The 18,887-nt window shown below is 42.5% G+C and carries 18 protein-coding genes and 2 pseudogenes; 5 read left to right on the forward strand and 15 right to left on the reverse strand.

Features of this window, described 5'->3' with window-relative positions; all coding sequences use genetic code 11:
• Positions 1-155: 155 nt before the first annotated feature.
• Positions 156-653 (reverse strand): annotated as a pseudogene (locus tag BLV33_RS27115) (DinB family protein).
• Between the two features lie 212 nt (positions 654-865).
• Between BLV33_RS27115 and BLV33_RS27120 the strand changes: the two are divergent.
• Positions 866-1,777, forward strand: coding sequence for a LysR family transcriptional regulator (locus BLV33_RS27120; RefSeq protein ID WP_090799410.1), 912 nt, complete (start codon positions 866-868; stop codon positions 1,775-1,777).
• 688 nt (positions 1,778-2,465) lie between these two features.
• On the opposite strand, the gene BLV33_RS27125 is transcribed toward BLV33_RS27120, so the two are convergent.
• On the reverse strand, positions 2,466-2,705 hold the full coding sequence (locus tag BLV33_RS27125; protein ID WP_090799412.1) for a hypothetical protein: 240 nt from the start codon (positions 2,703-2,705) through the stop codon (positions 2,466-2,468).
• Positions 2,706-2,818: 113 nt separating this feature from the next.
• Positions 2,819-3,139, reverse strand: coding sequence for a hypothetical protein (locus tag BLV33_RS27130; RefSeq protein WP_090799413.1), 321 nt, complete (start codon positions 3,137-3,139; stop codon positions 2,819-2,821).
• Positions 3,140-3,791: 652 nt separating this feature from the next.
• Between BLV33_RS27130 and BLV33_RS27135 the strand changes: the two genes are divergently transcribed.
• Together BLV33_RS27135 and BLV33_RS27140 are read left to right on the forward strand one after the other, a co-directional pair.
• Positions 3,792-5,009 carry a spinster family MFS transporter gene (locus BLV33_RS27135; protein ID WP_171909395.1) on the forward strand — a complete coding sequence of 406 codons (1,218 nt, stop codon included), beginning with the start codon at positions 3,792-3,794 and terminating at the stop codon, positions 5,007-5,009.
• Between the two features lie 24 nt (positions 5,010-5,033).
• Positions 5,034-5,408, forward strand: a complete 375-nt coding sequence (locus tag BLV33_RS27140) for a DMT family transporter (protein ID WP_090799416.1) — start codon at positions 5,034-5,036, stop codon at positions 5,406-5,408.
• Between the two features lie 211 nt (positions 5,409-5,619).
• Here BLV33_RS27140 and BLV33_RS27145 read toward each other — a convergent pair whose 3' ends face one another.
• The 10 genes from BLV33_RS27145 to tnpA all read right to left on the reverse strand — a co-directional run bounded on the left by BLV33_RS27145 (position 5,620) and on the right by tnpA (position 14,814).
• Positions 5,620-6,066: an effector binding domain-containing protein gene (locus BLV33_RS27145; RefSeq protein ID WP_090799418.1), complete on the reverse strand. Its 447-nt coding sequence runs from the start codon at positions 6,064-6,066 to the stop codon at positions 5,620-5,622.
• 344 nt (positions 6,067-6,410) lie between these two features.
• Positions 6,411-6,881, reverse strand: a complete 471-nt coding sequence (locus BLV33_RS27150) for a DinB family protein (protein WP_090799420.1) — start codon at positions 6,879-6,881, stop codon at positions 6,411-6,413.
• Between the two features lie 573 nt (positions 6,882-7,454).
• Positions 7,455-8,744 carry an IS110 family RNA-guided transposase gene (locus BLV33_RS27155; protein ID WP_090799421.1) on the reverse strand — a complete coding sequence of 430 codons (1,290 nt, stop codon included), beginning with the start codon at positions 8,742-8,744 and terminating at the stop codon, positions 7,455-7,457.
• A 147-nt stretch (positions 8,745-8,891) separates the two neighbouring features.
• Entirely contained in the window at positions 8,892-9,170 is a 279-nt protein-coding gene (locus BLV33_RS27160; protein ID WP_171909396.1) for an antitoxin Xre/MbcA/ParS toxin-binding domain-containing protein, read from the reverse strand.
• Between the two features lie 238 nt (positions 9,171-9,408).
• The gene (locus tag BLV33_RS27165; protein WP_090799424.1) at positions 9,409-10,341 is read right to left on the reverse strand and encodes a TIGR03943 family putative permease subunit; all 933 of its coding nucleotides are present in this window, start codon (positions 10,339-10,341) and stop codon (positions 9,409-9,411) included.
• Between the two features lie 16 nt (positions 10,342-10,357).
• Entirely contained in the window at positions 10,358-11,455 is a 1,098-nt protein-coding gene (locus BLV33_RS27170) for a permease (protein WP_253187279.1), read from the reverse strand.
• 187 nt (positions 11,456-11,642) lie between these two features.
• Positions 11,643-12,302, reverse strand: a complete 660-nt coding sequence (phoU, locus tag BLV33_RS27175; protein WP_090799426.1) for a phosphate signaling complex protein PhoU — start codon at positions 12,300-12,302, stop codon at positions 11,643-11,645.
• 265 nt (positions 12,303-12,567) lie between these two features.
• Positions 12,568-12,831 (reverse strand): GNAT family N-acetyltransferase, encoded by a 264-nt coding sequence (locus BLV33_RS27180; RefSeq protein ID WP_090799427.1) that lies wholly within the window; start codon positions 12,829-12,831, stop codon positions 12,568-12,570.
• 484 nt (positions 12,832-13,315) lie between these two features.
• Entirely contained in the window at positions 13,316-14,401 is a 1,086-nt protein-coding gene (locus BLV33_RS27185) for an RNA-guided endonuclease InsQ/TnpB family protein (RefSeq protein ID WP_090799429.1), read from the reverse strand.
• A gap of 2 nt (positions 14,402-14,403) precedes the next feature.
• Positions 14,404-14,814, reverse strand: a complete 411-nt coding sequence (gene tnpA, locus BLV33_RS27190; RefSeq protein WP_139305867.1) for an IS200/IS605 family transposase — start codon at positions 14,812-14,814, stop codon at positions 14,404-14,406.
• 315 nt (positions 14,815-15,129) lie between these two features.
• On the opposite strand from tnpA, the gene BLV33_RS27195 reads away from it, so the two are divergent.
• Together BLV33_RS27195 and BLV33_RS27200 are read left to right on the forward strand one after the other, a co-directional pair.
• Positions 15,130-15,837 carry an MgtC/SapB family protein gene (locus BLV33_RS27195; protein ID WP_139305853.1) on the forward strand — a complete coding sequence of 236 codons (708 nt, stop codon included), beginning with the start codon at positions 15,130-15,132 and terminating at the stop codon, positions 15,835-15,837.
• 635 nt (positions 15,838-16,472) lie between these two features.
• Entirely contained in the window at positions 16,473-16,901 is a 429-nt protein-coding gene (locus tag BLV33_RS27200; RefSeq protein WP_090799433.1) for a hypothetical protein, read from the forward strand.
• Positions 16,902-17,431: 530 nt separating this feature from the next.
• On the opposite strand, the pseudogene BLV33_RS27205 reads toward BLV33_RS27200, so the two are convergent.
• Both BLV33_RS27205 and BLV33_RS27210 read right to left on the reverse strand, forming a co-directional pair.
• Positions 17,432-17,701 (reverse strand): annotated as a pseudogene (locus BLV33_RS27205) (GrpB family protein); the annotation flags it as partial.
• Positions 17,702-17,799: 98 nt separating this feature from the next.
• Complete coding sequence (locus BLV33_RS27210) at positions 17,800-18,885, reverse strand: RNA-guided endonuclease InsQ/TnpB family protein (protein WP_090799436.1); 1,086 nt, start codon at positions 18,883-18,885, stop codon at positions 17,800-17,802.
• Positions 18,886-18,887: the final 2 nt, after the last annotated feature.

Genomic DNA, 18,887 nt, shown 5'->3' on the forward strand with positions numbered 1-18,887 from the left:
GAAGCATAACTAAAGAGATCCCTGCGCTTTCTTCCTCGTAATAAAGTTCCCGTTTAAAATGACTCCTCCCGTTAGTTCACGTTGAGGTTGTTGCCGACGCGTTGAAGGTAGGTAATTTTTGATGCTTACTTGGACTGCTGATCACTACTTGTAGATCATCCGACCGCTCCGCCCCATATCAGTGACAGACGACCTTCTATTGGTTTAATTTGGCTCGAAATGATTCCAAGGTGATGGCTTCGTGCATCAGGGCGAAGTTAAACAACTCGCAGGCGGTAATGATTTGAAAGGGGCCCATTTCAAACGGCGATTTCAGATTCTTGTCCAGCAATTCTGGCGTCTGCCCGGAGAGACGGGAAAGTTGTGCCACTAACAATTGGGTCAGCTCTTCCTTTGATGGGAGCTATCGTCCAATCAGAGGGCTTCGTTCCAGAGCTAAACAGTGCCTCATATTGAGCCGGAATTGCAGACGGGGATCCGAAGGATAGGGTGGAGTACTTATCCATCCAATAAACCATGTGACCGACGTTCCAGCGAATTGTATTATTGAAGCCTTCTGGTTGAATGTCGAATTGAGCCTCTGAAACGTCCTGAAGCTGCCCGATAACGATCTGACGCAGAACTTTTCCCGTATTAATGATCGATTGTGACATCATTGAAACGCCTCCCGATAAATTGTTGAATGTGTTTCGCTTTCACATCCAAAGTGTACCTTTCCCTCCACAAAGCAACAATCACGAGATTCCGATGCAATTGATCAGTTTTAGTAATAATTGAATAGAAATTGTTTGGATATATTGGATTGACCGTAATAATGCCATTATAATTAATGAAGGGAGATCGCTTATAGGAAGGGGCATGGAGGATGGAACTTAGACAGCTTGAATATTTTGCTGCCGTATGTAAGGAGATGCATTTTTCAAGAGCGGCCGCAAACCTCTGCACCACACAATCGAATTTGAGTCAGCAGATCAAGTTTTTGGAGAACGAGCTCGGGCTTCCTCTATTCGATCGCATTGGCAAACGTATCGCGTTAACGGATGCGGGTAAGATCTTATTGGAGCAATGTCATACTATCTTCGAACGCATCGACTATATTAAAGGAGCGATAACGGATCTTAAGCGAATGGAAGGCGGCAGGCTTGACATCGGGATACTCCCTGGCGATGGGGACTTGCTATTTGATGCGCTGTTGATCAACTTCCACCTTGCATATCCTAAGCTCTCAATAAGTGTTACGGAGACCATGGAGGTGTATGAACAGGTTGTCGACGGCACAAGAGATCTTGGAATTACCACAGTGCCTATGAATCCGGATGACCGAATCTCTATCATCCCTTTGTTCCACGAGGAGTTTGCTTTAGCCATCCAATCGGATCACCCCGTTGCGAAGTCAAAGGCAATCCCCTTCGAACAGTTACAGCAGCTGAAGATGGTGATGTTCGGTCCTGAGCACCAGATTACGAAGGTCATCCATTCTTGTTGCCAAGAAAAAGGGATTTCAATAGACACTCCGATTGTAACCTCTACGTTATCGACGCTTCTGTCCTTAGTCGAACAAGGGTTAGGAGCCTCAATTCTCCCACGAATGCTGCTTGATTATCTGAACCGCGATAACATCTCAGCGGTAACACTGCTCAATCCTACACCTAGTCAAGATATCTGCATTATATATCGGACGGATAAGTTTATGGGGCAGGCAGCAAAGTTATTCATAGACGAATTGAAGTCTTTCATTCAAAGTGTAATGGAGCGTACCATTCGGTCGTTCGGGTAATAAAGGGATCTAATTGGATCCACCACTAAGAACATCGCGAACATGATTCTACTAAACTGCCCGTTGAGCTGAGCGAAGGCATCAATGTGAGGTGCTCTGAAAACCGAAGTTCTGCTTTTGGATCGGCAATGGATGTAAGTTCTTGTCCTTGGCCAAAGACAAGAACTTACATCCATAAAATTAAAAAACCGCGCTTGGCGCGGATCTCAATAGATGTATGTTCTTGTCCTCCGACAGATGATAGAACTTTATCTCATTCCCGCGATTTGCAATTCGGATGTGTCGGATGTCTAAGGACACAAATCATCCTACATTAATGACACAAACTTCCCTACATTCTCATCAAACGTGCATATTGAGATGCCAGGGTACAATGCCAACATCCGCGAGTCCGATCAACGAGTACTTGGTATTGTCACTGATCAGGATCTTATCAATAGTAACTTTTATTATCCCTTAGCGTGCGAAATCCGTGTTTTTTTGGCAAAATACCTTTACGTCCTTAAAATGTTGGCTGAACCCCTTACATGAAAGGGGCGAATATCTTCCTCAGGCATGCTTGCCACGGCGAAATTTGGGTGAATATCAGGCTTAAAAAAGCAGATCCAGCCGAGAAAGCCACTCAATTTGTAATAAAAGAGCCACGACACTGGTCCGCGACTCAAAATTTGATATTCAGCTTTATGCATCACGCTGTTTTTGCAGTCTTTGCTGTTTTCTTATGTACAGCGCTTGCCTTTTTAAATTTGCTCACAGCCTGCTTTTTAGATTTAGCCGTAGCTTTTTTCTTAGCTGCTGTTACATTTTTCTTAGCATGAGTTACGGTGTGTTTAGTTTGAACGGTAGTTTTTGTAGCAGCAAATGCGGAACCAGTGAAAGTAAACAGTAGGCAAGCGGAAAGTCCTAATACGAGCAACTTCTTCATCATGATTTTTCACCTCTTCCTTTTAACTGATTTTACTTACATTTTGAGTATAATCATAGAACCTTGCCCCTTTTAAAAGGGACTTCACACTGAGTGTATTCATCGATCAATTATTGTTATTGACCGTTGTCGATATTGCCCATTTGACCATCATCTTTGTTGCCTTGTGGACCGTTGTCGATGCTGCTCATTTGAGAGTCATCTTTGTTGTCTTGTTGACCATCATCTTTGTTACCCATTTCACCGTCATCTTTGTTGCCTTGTTGACTATCATCTTTGTTACCCACTTCACCGTCATCTTTACTGTAAGTTGCTTCTGTGACAGTTAAAGATTGTCCAGATATTGTTGTTGTAACGTCAGACGATGCTGCATGAGCGACAAGCCCTCCACCTACTACTGTCAATAAAAGAGAAGCTACTAATAATTGTTTTTTCATTTTAAACCCTCCTATTCCTTCTACACTTCTACACTATTATTCGTTTTTATCAGTTTTTTTAAGGGGGTAATGATCTGAAAATAGTAATTATTAAGACTTTCCTTCCTTATTCGGCCATTTGAATGAACGTTCAAGCAGCAGTATATCTTTCCCTATTCACTTGCGCAATCATCAAGCAGGACCCACCACCCGAGCCGACTCACTATGCTGCCCGTTCAATAAACCAAAAGAGGAGGTGCCTGAAGCAAGCTCCTCCACTATCGTTATCGGTTAGTTGAAGAACTCATTGTTATATAAAACCCATTTATGCCGACCCGATCTGACAGCGCATGGCCGAACAAGCAGTGCGTCCATATATTGGGCATTCCGCAATTCCTCCAACATACCAAAATAGTCTCTTTATTTCTTGAGGTTGATTCACGCCACTTTACCTGCTGCAATTATTGTAGCATAACCTGTTCATTCGGGTGTGTCCGGCCGCAGTGATAGAAAGGAGTTATTCCGCTCGTCCGTGACGAGGCGCTGTCAGAGTGACTTGTGCCGACGCGTTTCCAATCAATCAGCACTTTTTTTTATTTTTGTGTAAACTGAGGTTTTTAACGAGAATAGTAATGTACAATGATACTAAGATTTTATCTCGGAGGGAATGCCTTTGAAGCTGGGACGGCTGTTTACGTTGTTTTTACTCCTTAATGTCGTCAATTATTTGGACCGCAACATTACTTCGGGTGTGCTGCCGCTGCTGAAAGAACATTTTCATGCATCGGATATGGCGCTCGGCTCACTGGGCACCGCATTTATGCTGACGTACTCACTCATCGCACTGCCGTTCGGAGTATGGTCGGACCGTTGGAAGCCACACAAAGTGGCCGCGATCGGCGTCGCAATATGGAGCGTAGCTACGCTGCTGTCGGCATTCGCCTGGTCGATGACCTCCCTTTTTGCATTCCGCGCGCTGGTCGGAGTCGGCGAAGCAGCGTATGTGGCGACAGCCAGCACGATATTGTCGTCCCATTTTCCGAAAAACCGGCGCTCCGTGATCCTAGGACTGTTCAATCTCGGCATGCCAATCGGCGGAGCCGCCGGCGTCGTGCTCGGCGGCATGATCGGTGTCGCCGCCGGCTGGCAGGCGGCGTTCGCGATCGTCGGACTACCCGGCCTTATTTTGGCCATCCTGACTTGGCGGTTGCCATTAGGCACGCAGGCGGAAAGCGGCGAAACGGCAAAGCGCGATGACGGGGTAAAGCTGGGTCTCCCGGCCATAGCCGCGCTTTTCCGCAATCCCGCATACGTCTGCGCATGCTTGGGCTACGCGGGCATCAGCTACGCGTTCGGCGCCATTGTCTTGTTTGCTCCGTCACTATTTGAGCGCGATTTCGGCTATACGGTAGACCAAGCAGGCATGGTTACTGGTGCTATACAAGTGGGCGCGGGGCTGCTTGGTGCCCCGCTCGGCGGCTGGGTCGGCGATGTGTGGCAAAAACGGCATCCGAGGGGGCGCGTTTACGCGCTTACTTTGGTAATGGTGCTTTCTGCATGCTTCTTATATGCAGGTCTGGCTATGAACAATATGGTGTGCTTCTTCTTCTCGACGTTTTTCGTGCTGTGGCATGTCGGTGTGGCTTCGGCTATCGTGTTCGACTTAACGGAAAAGCCGATATGGAATACGGCCCAATCACTCGCTATGCTGCTAATGCACCTGCTCGGCGATATACCGAGCGCGGTTATTACAGGCTATATTTCGGACCGGACGAACCTGCATTATTCGTTGTCAATGCTGCCTATTCCTATGCTTTTTGCGGCGGCATTCTTTCTGGCGTCCGGCTATGTACGCCGTTCCAAACGCAACGGAAGCTGGATTGAGGCGTAATTATGTGATGTAGTGGTACTCGCTATGCAATGGACAGGCTGCCGCGAGGCAGCCTTTTTTTCGCCGCAGCATAAGAAAGAATTTTCACATCCGAAGGTCGAAATGCATTGGATTCTATTAATCCTCGCCATTATAGCCGAAGTCGCTGGTACGACAATCGATGAAACTGTTACTGGATTCAGTAAATTTATGCCTTCCTTATTGATGTTCGTATTCTATGGACTGAGCTTGTCTCTTATGAATTTCGTCCTGAGAGGCGTTGATGTCAGCATTGCCTATGCCATCTGGTCGGCGCACGGAATGGCGCTTATTGTGACAATCGGCATTTTGTTCTATTCCGAACAAATGACCTTGCTGAATTGCTGGCGTCATTGGACTGAACGTCGGCAAGCAAGTTAGGAAACGGCTAACGCGGCATACACAGTCAGATTCCCGACATTAGAAGGACGCCCCCTTCATTCAGCTACTTTCATTTATTCGGAAGCCTGTACCTCTTTAATCGAGAAAAGGCTCCCGACATGTTCTTCGGCAGCCTTTGCGTTTCGTTCAACTATCGTTACCCGTAATAAGAGAATATAAGTCTTTCTATTTTCTCTCCATAACTGGAATGTTATTCGACAGGTATTAATAGCTCAACTTTCTCTTCTTCTGCTTCTTCTATGTAAAAAATCTCAATAGAGCAAGCTCCATTGAGTTGCTTGTACCCATGTTTTTGAATCCAATCAAATACATGACCGTACCCGTCACGGATTGTTTTATTGGTGCAAGTCACCTTTGCATATGTATGACCAGGAAGCTTGAAGCTTACGACACCTTCTGGAATTGCAGTACCTTCAGGTACCTCATAACATGCAAAATATGTAGCTAGATTGTCGCACACATAATACGGACTAAAAACAACGTCTGTGTTTATGCTTGGAGTAAATTCAGACTTTCTGCTTCCAAGTTGTTGCTGAACTTTCACAGCTTCAGAAGGAAATGATTGCGGGAAAGGTCCTGAGAAGCTAAATCCAGCAAAATTTCTGGTATCTCTTGTTATGAGTTCACAATCAAACATGACGCAGTTCACTCCTTTATTTTTTGAATTCCTTATCCACAAGGAAAATACTAATGCAAATGTATTTATCTGTAAACGTTTTTTTTAAAATTGAGGGGTAATTCAAGAAATCTGCCCGTTTAGCACAGCAGGCCACCGAGCGAATCTTCGGCAGCCTGCTTAATTGTGATGTTCTATCAAAAGTGCCTTGCATATCTCATAATGAATACAGGTGGCACAGCAGTGATAATCTTTCATGTCCTTTTACTCCATATTGATATCGTAACCTATTTCATCACAAGGAGATAACATGAGACATTTGCTGTTAAAGAGGCCCGATCACACTGGTATAACAACAAGTTAATCTAGGAGTTCAACAACACTTTATAATGCTTGATTGAGTTGAAATGCATGCCCTCATGATACAAACTGAAGTTCAAAAACTCTCCAATGGTTTCAAGTGTCATCCCGCTGGATGTCGTATACGGCGAAGGTGCTTTTTCCCCAATGCGATCCTTTAAAGCCTGTTGGATACGCTGCTGCTGCTTTCCCAGCATGTCTGTAACTTCCGATAAAGACGGCGGGGTCTCAGTCCAGGCTAGCGGCGTTGTCCCCGGGGCGAACAATGCCATAAACGGTTCTGGGAGATGTGCGTCGAAACCATGAATCAAAAATGCAAACCTTTCTTGGACCAAATAAATATGCCCGGCCTGCCATAGAATATGGTTTCTAAATTTTTCCGGTATGCGAGCCACCATGCTCGCAGGAATCCCCTCGAGTGTTTTAAGCGTTTGATTTCGGACAAATTTCAACTGCTTGAATATGAAAGTTTCCATTTGATCTGCTCCTTTAGACACGATAAAGAGATAAAGTGATTTTAGTATACCATAATTGAATAAGGTTCAGCTTTAACCACTTTACCACTCACTGTCATCATATTATTCGGCCGCCCGTTAGTGACGCAAAACGAGCAGACCGCCGTGGAAAACTGCTCGTTCAAGTTTCATTCAACTATCGTACCCGTCCCTCGGTTTTAAGGGGTTCTCTCACGTATACTCACTCATTCGCAGGATTTCATCACCATTGGATACAGTGATCGTTAGGGATGTAAGCTGATGAGAGCCCGCCGTTACATTTTTGGGCATGCGGGAATAGAAGAAATGGCTGGAGCATTTCCCCAAAGCCTTTTTTTCTACTGCACGCTTCCTCCACCATTTCCCTGGAAGTTCACCATCCCATGGCTCAACGGGTCTAGGCCCTTACATTCCATCGTCATACTTGTCCAAGGTGTGGAGACCGATAGCGTTTAGCGGATGGGTCTGTGCCCTTATCGGATACGAACTTGGTTCTCCGTGCTTTCTTTGTTTGAAATCCTGCGAATGAGTCAATCTACGTGGCTTTCAGATTTCTTATGCAGCGTCTGTAAAAACGGCACTCGCTTTTTCGGGAGAAAACGTTTCTCCTCGTTGGACGATGCCGATCAGTATCCGAGCCAGTTTTCCAAGCAGTTTAAATATCGACTGTTGTTTCTTCATTTTCTTGACTTGAACATTGTTTTCATGCATCTGTCGAAAGACGGGATTCGTTCCCACGAGGGTGATCGTAGCCAGATACATATATTTTCGCAGCTTCGCATCTCCCCGTTTGGAAAGCACGATCTGCCCCTTGCGCTTGCCAGACATGCTTTCGGCCAGATTTAAGCCCGCTTTACGCAATAACTGACGTCCATGGGCATACTGTTTGAGGTCGCCTGCACCGGAGAGAATGGCCGCGATGAAGATCGTGCCGAGGCCTTTGACCGACCGTAGTTGCTGGGCCATAGGGATCTTAACGAGAAGTGCCCGTACTTCCTGTTCCATCTTCTCTAGCATTTCAACGATACGCTCATACTCTTCCAATAACCGCTCTAAATCCTGCTTCGCTTCGCTCAGAGCTGTCGTGTCTCCCACACTCTTCTTCGCTTGAGCGATGAGTTGCGCCGCTTTCTCCATTCCGGTTGACCCGCCCGCTCGCTTCATATGCTGCTCTCTCCAACCGGTGATGACCTCCGATACGGATAGAGATTCTAATTCTAGCGGAGAAGGAAATTCTTTGAGCGTAGCCAAGGATCGTGGGCAGGTCCAATCCTTGAAAACCGACGTGTACTCGGGGAACCGAATGTCCAACCAACGGATGAGCCGATTCTGCAGACGGACGCTATGAGTCACCCAAAATTCCCGATCACTCATCATCGTACGCAACCTTTGGAACACGCTTGCCTGTCGAGTATAATCGTAGTAGTATCCTCGACAGACGACGTCTGCAATGACAAGTGCGTCCTTGGGGTCACTCTTGGATGGACTGTTATCGCGGTTCTCCTTGTTTCTTTTGGTGGTGGCCGGGTTCACCATGACGACGTTAAGGCCTTTGTTTGCAAGCCAATTCGCCAAGTTCCACCAATAGTGTCCTGTAGGTTCCATACCGATGATGACGGTCTTCAGTCGGTGCTTTCGTTGTAATTCATCCATCCAACGTTGTAATTTTTCATAACCTTCAAGCGCATTTTTGAACGTGAGATGTCGCTTAGCAAGAACGATGCCTCGAAAGTTAGTGGCTTGAGCTACATGAGTTTCCTTTGCCATGTCGATGCCTACAACGAGCTGAGTCGGGGAAATTCGTTCAATCCGTTGATTTTGTCCGTTGATTTGTTTAAACTTCATAATAAGAGCGCCTCCTTTGATGTTGTTGTGGAAAAACCCATCATACCGAGGCGCTCCTTTTTTAGCAAAGGCCATTTCTTAGCCCATACAGGAATGTTTAGCGTAACGAAGGGCTGCTGGATGCATCATAATCTCACCTTCATCAACCTAATCAGGCATCCGCATAAGTGCAACCCTCAGTATGTTTTTGCCCTCTTCACTATTCAATAAATCGATAGGCTTGACGTTATCTAAAGCTGGTACCGATTTAAATAACCATGTTCTAGCATGATTCCTAAGTCTATAGTTCAGTACAATCGCAATATCTTTCGGTACACTGATATCACCGAATTCGATTTCACTCTCAACAACACTTTTACTGCAATTGTCTACAAACTTGAGCCAATGATCTTCGTGATAGTCTTTTAAGGATACTTCAAATCCCATGACCATTCTCACCTCTTGTATCCGTTAGCTCAGTCCTTTAACTTTTTCTTCAACAAAAGCTCGTCATCTTTAATATAGTTGCAATGATACCAGAATGATGCACTTCCACGACAGAGTAGTTTAGTGCAATCGTTGACTGCTTCTTTATGGACGACGTGGTATCAAGACTTTGTTTAATCAATATTAATGTCACCTCTATATTACTCATATAGCCTCTGCCGGAGGTATAAATTATTGGCTACAATTCATTGATAAATGCATAATTTCCTTGAACTTGTACGTATTCGTGTGCTGGTGCAGAAATCTTGTCTACCTTGCTCGCTTTAATCATTATGACTTCATTTCCTTTATACGTTGTTTTACTTATTGTACCTGTAACTTTAATCCAATTGTCTTTGGCAAATTTCTCAGCATGGTCGAATTGGACCAATACTCCGAAAGGGAGAGCATCAGCCGAACAGCATTGAATTTCAAATCTGGAAATCGAAAACATGTTCTGCGGCATCGCCTGTTCTCGATAAACAAATCCGCTGTTGATTTCGATCTGTTTTCCAACAAAGCTGTCTTTGAACATCTCAAGTGTGGACAATACTTCTACAAATCCTTTGTCTTTAACCTTAATCTTCTCTTTTTTATACAACTGTATGGCGAAATTTGCAAAATCATTGCTATATTTGTCCAATTTAAGTTCTTCTTTAATTTGTTCATCTTCCTTAGTCAATGACTCTGTCTCAGTGTTGTGTACTATGGCTGGATTGTAGGAAACACCGGATGATGAATATGCAGCTTTAACAATATTAGCCGAACCAGTCAGATTCATTCCCTTTTTGGCAGCCATTGCACTGCCGACCGACGTATCAGGAAGGATAAACCCAAGCATCAGAGGAAATAAGAACAAGCCGTAAATCGTACCTCTAAGTATGAGCGAATTGGAAGGTTCATGGTGGCAATCGCAGTCGATCTGCTGTCCCCGGAAGATGCGGTAAGCCGAATAGCCTTGATAGGCCGCTATAACGTATAATCCGACTGCCGATGCCTTCACATAGATTTCCATATTCGGTGCAATATAATAAGAGATATGGCCGGAACGAACAAGATATATAATATAAACGGCAAATCCACATAAAATGATAGCCCGGGCCAAAAAGTGATTCATACGGTTACTTTCCATAAAAATCCCCCTATTGTTAAAACGGTAGCTCTCCAATTGGCATTATTAGTATAACCGTTGCAAGTATCAACACAGTGAGCAACAACACAAATTTACTTTTGAATATAGACAAAAGCATGATCGTACCCTTTAAGTCTAGCATAGGACCAAAAACCATAAATGTAAGAAGCGATCCTTTGGAAAAAATCGGTACAAACGATGAAGCGACGAATGCGTCAGACGTGGAACATAAAGACAAGAGATAGGCATAAGCCATCATAAAGAAGTGTGAGCTCCAGTAACCCGTTCCCAAAGATTCAAGATTTTCTCTGGATACCAGAACTTGAATAAATGCAGTAATCAGAGAACCGATCAGCAAATATTTGCCCATTTCAAAAAATTCCTCACCCGCATGGCTAAGAACATCGGTAAAACGATTTTCGCCATGATTGGGATCGTTTGGATTAATCCCATGCCGGACTCGTATCATATTTGTGAAAGTTTTGCGCTGAATACGAATCGGTTTATTAACATGCTTTACAACTGATTTTTTCAGTTTGGGCCACGAAGATTTGGATTCGGCACGCAGTGGATTTGTTTTGATAAACTTGTAAACGATCAAGCCAATAATACATGCGATAAAAAATGCTAGGATCAACCGGGTATAGGCCATTCCCGGTTCCGTACGAAACGCCATGTATGTCGAAAAGAAGACGACTGGATTAATGATAGGGCCTGCAAGGATAAAAACAATCGCCACATAAAGCGGCATGCCTTTATGCATTAAACGTCTTACGACAGGCGTAAGTCCACATTCACAAATCGGAAAGACAAAGCCAAGTACGCAGGCAAACATGACAGCAAGTAATGGATCACGGGGTATGAACCTTTGCACAGTCCGTTCCGACACGAAAACCTGCAGGATGGAAGAAAAAAGAACTCCTAGCATCATGAAAGGAAGCGCCTCAAGAATGATACTGATAAATAAAGTTTTAAAGGTGGACAGAAACTCGGATGAAGAAGTTGAGTTGGTGTACATCTTGATAATAAGTACAGCCAGTCCGATCATGATGGCGGGTGCGGCTAATGGCAGGATTGTACTCATATAGCTGTTCCTTTTAATGGAGACCTGCAAACGAAATCCTCCCTAACAGTGTTTTTCTATATTATATTCCTTAAAATGACATACTGCATCCAATCTTTTAAACAGAGATTGATTCGCAGTAATGGTTATGAAAATTTCGAGATGGATTAATTAAGGAAGGATCTTGCCGTAGCAAGATCCTTCCTTATTTTTCCAAGATCTCATTCTTGTTATCACATTAATTGTTCAAAATTTTTCTTATTCCCGTTACCATGTAAATGACCCCTTCACCAATATTGGTTATATGGTCCGCAACTCGTTCTAAGTGATGTGCTACCAAAATCAAATGGGTTAGTTGACGGTTTTTCGCTGTTTCAGAACCCATTAATTCAACCATTTCGGACATAATCTTGCTGTAAAGTGTATCGGCTTGCTCTTCCTTCTCCGAAAGTGCGGCGGCACGATGCACGTTTCGCTCCGTGTAAGACAACAAACTCTCCAACAGCATTTCCTTAGGCAGATTTACCATTCGGGGAATGTCTTCCACCGCCTGTACCAGTTCTTCGCCACTCAATCGAATGGTAATCTTTGCAATATCGACAGCATGGTCAGCGATACGTTCCAAGTCTGTGGATATTTTCAGTACCGTTCCAATAATACGAAGATCGCTGGCCATCGGCTGCTGCAGGGCGATCAATTGCAAGCATAGTTCTTCAATATGTTGCAACGACTCATCAATTTTATCATCGCTATCTATAACATCATTCGCCAACTTATCGTCGTGACGAGCTAGGGACTCCCCGGCTGAATGGATCAAATGCTCCACACTTGCTCCCATATCAAGCAATTTTCGTTGCAATTCATCTAAAGAATGGTGAAAACTGGATCTAGTTTCCATGCTTTAGCCTCCTTTACCCATATCGGAAAGATTTTCACTGGAAAATCTCACTTACCACATATTTCCAAATCCAATAATAATTAAACTATGCCCCTCCTTTAAACCTATGTCAAAGTTCGCTCAGACATATTTTTAAAAAATGGCATGTAGGTTTTTTTGGGCTTTTGGGAAGGCTTTGTTTACGGACATGATCACAAAAGCGAGTGTTTTTGTTCAGATGACCTTTTTTTGAGCTATCATTCTCAGTTAGCATTGAAGGGGTGGATTATATAAGTGCCTTTTTATATCTGATTTGACTTAGTTCTATATCTCTAAAGATTTTCCTTTCTATTCCGTCATGCCAAAACCCTTGTTTTTCATAAAAGCTAATAGCATTTTTATTTTCTTTAAGTACCCATAATATTGCCGTAGTATATCCAAGATCTTTTAATTTTTCTAAGCACCAGTTCAACAACTGTTTTCCAAGCCCGATAGCCCTAAAGTTTTGAACAAGATATATTGCTGAGATTTCACCACTACATTTTTCCAATCCTTGTCACTGCAAGCTTTTAGTATCAAACAGCCAACAGCTTTATTATCAACTAACATGATTGCTATTCGTTCCGCACCTTGAATAAGAGTATTATAAAAGTACCTCTCTCTAGCGACGGGTGTATACTGATTTAGAAACTCATCAGGCATTATGCCATTATATGTATTTCGGTAAGATTCTGAATGGACAAACCCCAAGTTCCTTGCATCTTCTAACCTAGCCCATCGTATTTCTGTCATTAGAAGATCTCCTTTAAATCAGGTATTTCCTAACATTATTCGGCAATTCTTCACCCATTCCTTCTTCAACTAATCTGCCCGTTTAGTTGGTTGTTCCATCAACTCACGAAGTCCTTTTTTATGATGTTCTAATTTCCCCATGTGACATGCTCCCATGCCTAAAGGCAGGGGCTTCTCAGATCATCGGGGATCGTAACCTTTCCCCTCCTTGGAGGCTCTATCCAAGCCTAGTCTTTTTTAGGTTACGATACGTTTTTCAAAGCTAGGTTTAGTATGTTAATCGCCGCATTTACGTCCCGATCTGCAACATATCCGCAAGAACATTGATGCGTTCGTTCGGATAGTGTTTTTTTGACGATTTCACCACAGTTGGAGCATTGTTGAGATGTGTTGTATGGATTCACTTGCACGACTTGACGACCGGCACTTTCAGCCTTGTACATCACGAATTGTACGAGTTGCTGCCATCCTGCATCAACAATGCTTTTTGCAAGATGATGGTTCTTAACCAACCCTAATACGTTTAAATCTTCAAAAGCAATCAATTGGTACTGGTTTACGAGTTTACGAGAAACTTTGTGCGCATGATCTTTTCGCTGATTGGCTACATGCTCATGCAATTTCGCCAATTGATGTACAGCTTTGCTTCTACGTTTCGAACCTTTTTTCTTTTTGGATACGGCACGTTGTAGATGTTTCAATCGTTGTTCACTTAGACGAAGATATTTGGGTGATTCTATCGGTTCTCCTTCAGATGGTATTGCAAGGTGTTTGAGTCCTAAGTCTATACCAACCTTCATGTTTGTTATAGGCAAAGGTTTGGCTTCAACTTCACACGAAAAACAAGCATAGTATTTTCCGTTTTTGACAAGGATGGAACAGGTTTTCATCTTGCCTTGCAGTTCTCGATGTAGTTTTATTTTCACTTCACCGATCTTGGATAGCTTTATTTTATTGCCATGGATTGTGTACCCGCCTTGCGGATAGGTAAACGAATCGTACCTTGATTGTGGTTTGAAACGTGGGAACCCTGGAGTCTCGGCTTGCTTCACTCGTCTAAAAAATGCTTGATACGCCTTATCCAATCGTTTCGCAACATCCTGTAACACTTGCGAATGCACTTGCTTTAATGCCGGAATGTGTTGTTTACGCTCGTTGAACGTGTTTGCTTGATCGTAGTAGTTCGGTGTTTTCCCTTCTTGTTTGTAGGCAAGAATACGTTCCTCTAGTAACCGGTTATACAACAAACGGCAGCGTTCAAGAGTAAATTGTATCTGCTGTTTTTGCTCTTTTGTTGGGTATATTCGGTATTTGTAGGCAACAAGCAATACTATTCACCTCGTTCTTTTTGGCTTTCAATATATTTTTTGATTACATCCCGTTGAACTGTACCTACGGTTGCAACAAAATACGAGTTTGTCCATAGGGAAGGGAGTCTACTTTTTAGATGGCTAAACTCTAGTCTTAGCACTCTTGACGTGTACCCTTTCAAATGTTTCACTACTTTGTGGATTCCAAACTGTGGATCGCATTTGATGAGCAAATGAACATGATCGGGCATAATTTCCATTTCAACGATTTCTGTGTTTAACGCTTTAGACTTCTCTAAAAACAAACTTTTTAGCCTTGTATCAATTGGTTCTTTGAGTACCTTTTTTCGATACTTAGGACAAAAAACAACATGATATTTACAATCAAAAACGATATTATGATTACTTTCTGCTTTTCTACTCAATGTCATCACCTACAGTAAATTGTACCACAAATAGTTAGTTTAATGTAGTTTATCTAACATGTTTTAAAGAGAGAATTTAAGAATTTTGCTCTTAACATCCCTAAAGGGATGCAGAGCAAATTGCCTTATATCCCCATGGCTAAAGCAAGGGGTTTTACGGCGAATTTGATAAGTTGCTAAAGTTTGTGGAGTGTTCAAAGCAGAAATCCCACTAACCCTAAATATTTTTTGATCCATTCAACACCAGTGTACCGGAACCTAATTAAGTATTCGCTTATAAAAACAGGGAAATATTGACATAATATAGTAGAGGTGATGCCCTTGAATTTTGAACTTTACATTAAACTAACCTATGCCCTGTTTTTAGGATTGCTTATCGGTATAGACCGGCAACTCAAACACAAACAACTGGATATTAATACGACCATTGTAATTTGTGTTGCTTGTTGTTTAATTACGATCATATCTATAGAATCGGTAACGAAGTTTGCTGTCCTTGGGCTTAACAACCGGGATCCCATGCGTTTAGCAGCACAAATTGTAAGCGGAGTGGGTTTCTTAGGCGCCGGAATTATTTTGAGAAGAAACAATGATGTGATTTCTGGGCTTACTTCTGCAGCCATGATCTGGGCCGCTTCCGGTCTCGGTATCGCAGTTGGCGCAGGCTTTTATTTAGAAGCGTTGTACGTAGCGGGTCTTCTTTTACTAGCCGTTAATGTATTTCCTCATGCGATTAAACGGTTGGGTCCGGTCAAATTAAGACAGCGGGATGTATCCGTAAAAATTGTCATGGAAGCCAATTACAAACTAACCGATCTGATCAAAACCATTGAGGGTAAGAAGCAAACAGGAATAGAACACAATCAAAAGGTAATGGATATTAGACATTTGAAAATTAAAGATTTGGATTCAAGCTTCCAACAAGTCGAATTAATTCTAGCCGCACCTGAGAAACAATTTACAAGCGAGATCTATTATTTTATTAAACGCATTGATCATGTTGTATCGGTGGAGGTAGAGCATCTATAAATAAATAGCCCCCATATCGTTACACCAGAACCTCAAAAAAAACAAGATTGTTAATTTTAGCAATTGTGACTTAAAAAAAAGAAAAAACAGCCTGAATTGGCAACTAATCTCAACTAAAGCACCCATTCGTGAAAAATAGAAAGAATGCTCAGGACATACAGCAGTTCTCTTGTACCCCCTGCTGCTAGCGAACTGCTTGAAAATAATAGCCACTAACTAAATATAGGGGAAATAATGAAGATTGGTTTGCTCATTCATTACTTAACGAAGTTGGTCATCATCATCAACCAAAAGAAATGGATTATGAGGAATCAGAAATTAGACGCCCATTGTTAAGCATTGAAATACTTGCAAAATTTTAAAAAACAATTGAGCTTAATCCTCATCCCAGATACTGGCCAATACATTTGACTGATAAGAACAAGAATCCGAGGGAGAAATTTTAAAGTTTGAAAGTTCAAAGAAAACCCTGGGTCAAAATAATCCATTATATGGGCTGGGTAACAAAAAGAAAAAGAATCCATGGATGCTTAGTTGTTCGTTAATGTAGGTAATCCGTAATAAGTGAAGACGTAAAATCCAATTCTATAATGGTTGTGGAAATGAATATGTTTTGATTGTAAGGAGCGTAGATAATGAAACATACAGATAGTTTAAGCCCGATGAACCTGTTTGACGAAAACATTTCCAATTTAAGCGTAGAAGAGTTCATGTATTTGTTCTTACATTGTGCAGCTCATGGAGTTGCGATACCAAGGGTTTATTTTCTCTATCCAAGCAAGCCAAATCCTGCATATAATGCAATCGTCAATTTGTTAAACAAGGAGTATTTATTCTCTAGTGCTCCAGTCACTAAAGATGAGCATAGTTTTCCTAATTATGATCAGATATCCTTTAAGTTTCAGGGATATGAATCATTTTTGATCAGCAATGATGGCTTAGAGTACTTAAAGTTTAACTCCAAAACAGAGAAAGCGATGGAAGCTATCGAGCGTGTCGGGGAAGTCGCTGCGAATTTAGCTAGGCCTTTTGAGGTACTTTTTATGTTAACGCTCGTAGAATGAGTGTCGTGTGTTGAGGTATCCTAAGTCACCTGAACAATTGCATAGGTTCTGCGTGCTTCGTTTGCGCAATAATTCAAGTTATATCTCGTGAAGTATTGGTCAAATTAACAGGTGTAAACCCCATTATCCGTTAGTCATTCATACAGCGCAAGAACAGCGCTGCACCACAGAGGATGAAAATGGATAAAAGCGGTCAATACTGCTACTACGGCTGGGTGAGGAAGGTCGATCAACTATGGTGCCATAGAGCCCATCCGTTTGTCTGACTCCAACGACCACGGTGCATCACAGAATGTCGCTCCCTTTCGGGAAGCACTCATGGTAGATTAATCCTATTTTGGTTTTTGCACCAGCCTTACCTTCATCTAAGAAGAAAGTTGCTTAAATACCACCCAAGTCTATAAGGATCAATCAGAGGCTCAGCCTTTTTTTAAATTTTAAAAAGTGTTTTCCTGGGTCTGCTTTAATTTGCTCTTTTTTAACATTTAAAGCATTTTAATTTTCATGGGAGCTTAGTAAACGCTTCGATCTTATTGCTCGAGAACACGCTTAATGAATGCCGATTTCGCCTCTGTATATGCTTCCCGATCATGCATAAACTCTTGTGCCAGCTTAAGTTTTAGATTTTTGTATTCGTCCAATAAATGGGGATTTCCCCTTAAGCGGTCCCGAAACAAAAGTTGTTTCTCCCAACGTTCCTCTCCTGCTCGTATAAGGTGTAAGTGAGCGACTCGTTTATCGTCTTTAACTTTCACAAAAAATCTTCTCCACGGTTTATTGTCTAATTCATGAGGCACGTGACATGCTCCCATGCCTAAAGGCAGGGGCTTCTCAGATCATCGGGGATCGTAACCTTTCCCCTCCTTGGAGGCTCTATCCAAGCCTAGTCTTTTTTAGGTTACGATACGTTTTTCAAAGCTAGGTTTAGTATGTTAATCGCCGCATTTACGTCCCGATCTGCAACGTATCCGCAAGAACATTGATGCGTTCGTTCGGATAGTGTTTTTTTGACGATTTCACCACAGTTGGAGCATTGTTGAGATGTGTTGTTTGGATTCACTTGCACGACTTGACGACCGGCACTTTCAGCCTTGTACATCACGAATTGTACGAGTTGCTGCCATCCTGCATCGACAATGCTTTTTGCAAGATGATGGTTCTTAACCAACCCTAATACGTTTAAATCTTCAAAAGCAATCAATTGGTACTGGTTTACGAGTTTACGAGAAACTTTGTGCGCATGATCTTTTCGCTGATTGGCTACATGCTCATGCAATTTCGCCAATTGATGTACAGCTTTGCTTCTACGATTCGAACCTTTTTTCTTTTTGGATACGGCACGTTGTAGATGTTTCAATCGTTGTTCACTTAGACGAAGATATTTGGGTGATTCTATCGGTTCTCCTTCAGATGGTATTGCAAGGTGTTTGAGTCCTAAGTCGATACCAACCTTCATGTTTGTTATAGGCAAAGGTTTGGCTTCAACTTCACACGAAAAACAAGCATAGTATTTTCCGTTTTTGACAAGGATGGAACAGGTTTTCATCTTGCCTTGCAGTTCTCGATGTAGTTTTATTTTCACTTCACCGATCTTGGATAGCTTTATTTTATTGCCATGGATTGTGTACCCGCCTTGCGGATAGGTAAACGAATCGTACCTCGATTGTGGTTTGAAACGTGGGAACCCTGGAGTCTTGGCTTGCTTCACTCGTCTAAAAAATGCTTGATACGCCTTATCCAATCGTTTCGCAACATCCTGTAACACTTGCGAATGCACTTGCTTTAATGCCGGAATGTGTTGTTTACGCTCGTTGAACGTGTTTGCTTGATCGTAGTAGTTCGGTGTTTTCCCTTCTTGTTTGTAGGCAAGAATACGTTCCTCTAGTAACCGGTTATACAACAAACGGCAGCGTTTAAGAGTAAATTGTATCTGCTGTTTTTGCTCTTTTGTTGGGTATATTCGGTATTTGTAGGCAACAAGCAATA

The organism is Paenibacillus sp. GP183, assembly GCF_900104695.1.
In the GTDB taxonomy this organism is placed as follows: Bacteria; Bacillota; Bacilli; order Paenibacillales; family NBRC-103111; genus Paenibacillus_AI.

Bases quoted from the DNA above. Each gene is read 5' to 3' on its own strand.
- BLV33_RS27120 (WP_090799410.1), top strand. From the start codon at position 866: ATGGAACTTAGACAGCTTGAATATTTTGCTGCCGTATGTAAGGAGATG.
- BLV33_RS27125 (WP_090799412.1), bottom strand. From the start codon at position 2,705: ATGATGAAGAAGTTGCTCGTATTAGGACTTTCCGCTTGCCTACTGTTT.
- BLV33_RS27130 (WP_090799413.1), bottom strand. From the start codon at position 3,139: ATGAAAAAACAATTATTAGTAGCTTCTCTTTTATTGACAGTAGTAGGT.
- BLV33_RS27140 (WP_090799416.1), top strand. From the start codon at position 5,034: ATGCAATGGACAGGCTGCCGCGAGGCAGCCTTTTTTTCGCCGCAGCAT.
- BLV33_RS27145 (WP_090799418.1), bottom strand. From the start codon at position 6,066: ATGTTTGATTGTGAACTCATAACAAGAGATACCAGAAATTTTGCTGGA.
- BLV33_RS27150 (WP_090799420.1), bottom strand. From the start codon at position 6,881: ATGGAAACTTTCATATTCAAGCAGTTGAAATTTGTCCGAAATCAAACG.
- BLV33_RS27155 (WP_090799421.1), bottom strand. From the start codon at position 8,744: ATGAAGTTTAAACAAATCAACGGACAAAATCAACGGATTGAACGAATT.
- BLV33_RS27160 (WP_171909396.1), bottom strand. From the start codon at position 9,170: ATGGGATTTGAAGTATCCTTAAAAGACTATCACGAAGATCATTGGCTC.
- BLV33_RS27165 (WP_090799424.1), bottom strand. From the start codon at position 10,341: ATGGAAAGTAACCGTATGAATCACTTTTTGGCCCGGGCTATCATTTTA.
- phoU (WP_090799426.1), bottom strand. From the start codon at position 12,302: ATGGAAACTAGATCCAGTTTTCACCATTCTTTAGATGAATTGCAACGA.
- tnpA (WP_139305867.1), bottom strand. From the start codon at position 14,814: ATGACATTGAGTAGAAAAGCAGAAAGTAATCATAATATCGTTTTTGAT.
- BLV33_RS27200 (WP_090799433.1), top strand. From the start codon at position 16,473: ATGAAACATACAGATAGTTTAAGCCCGATGAACCTGTTTGACGAAAAC.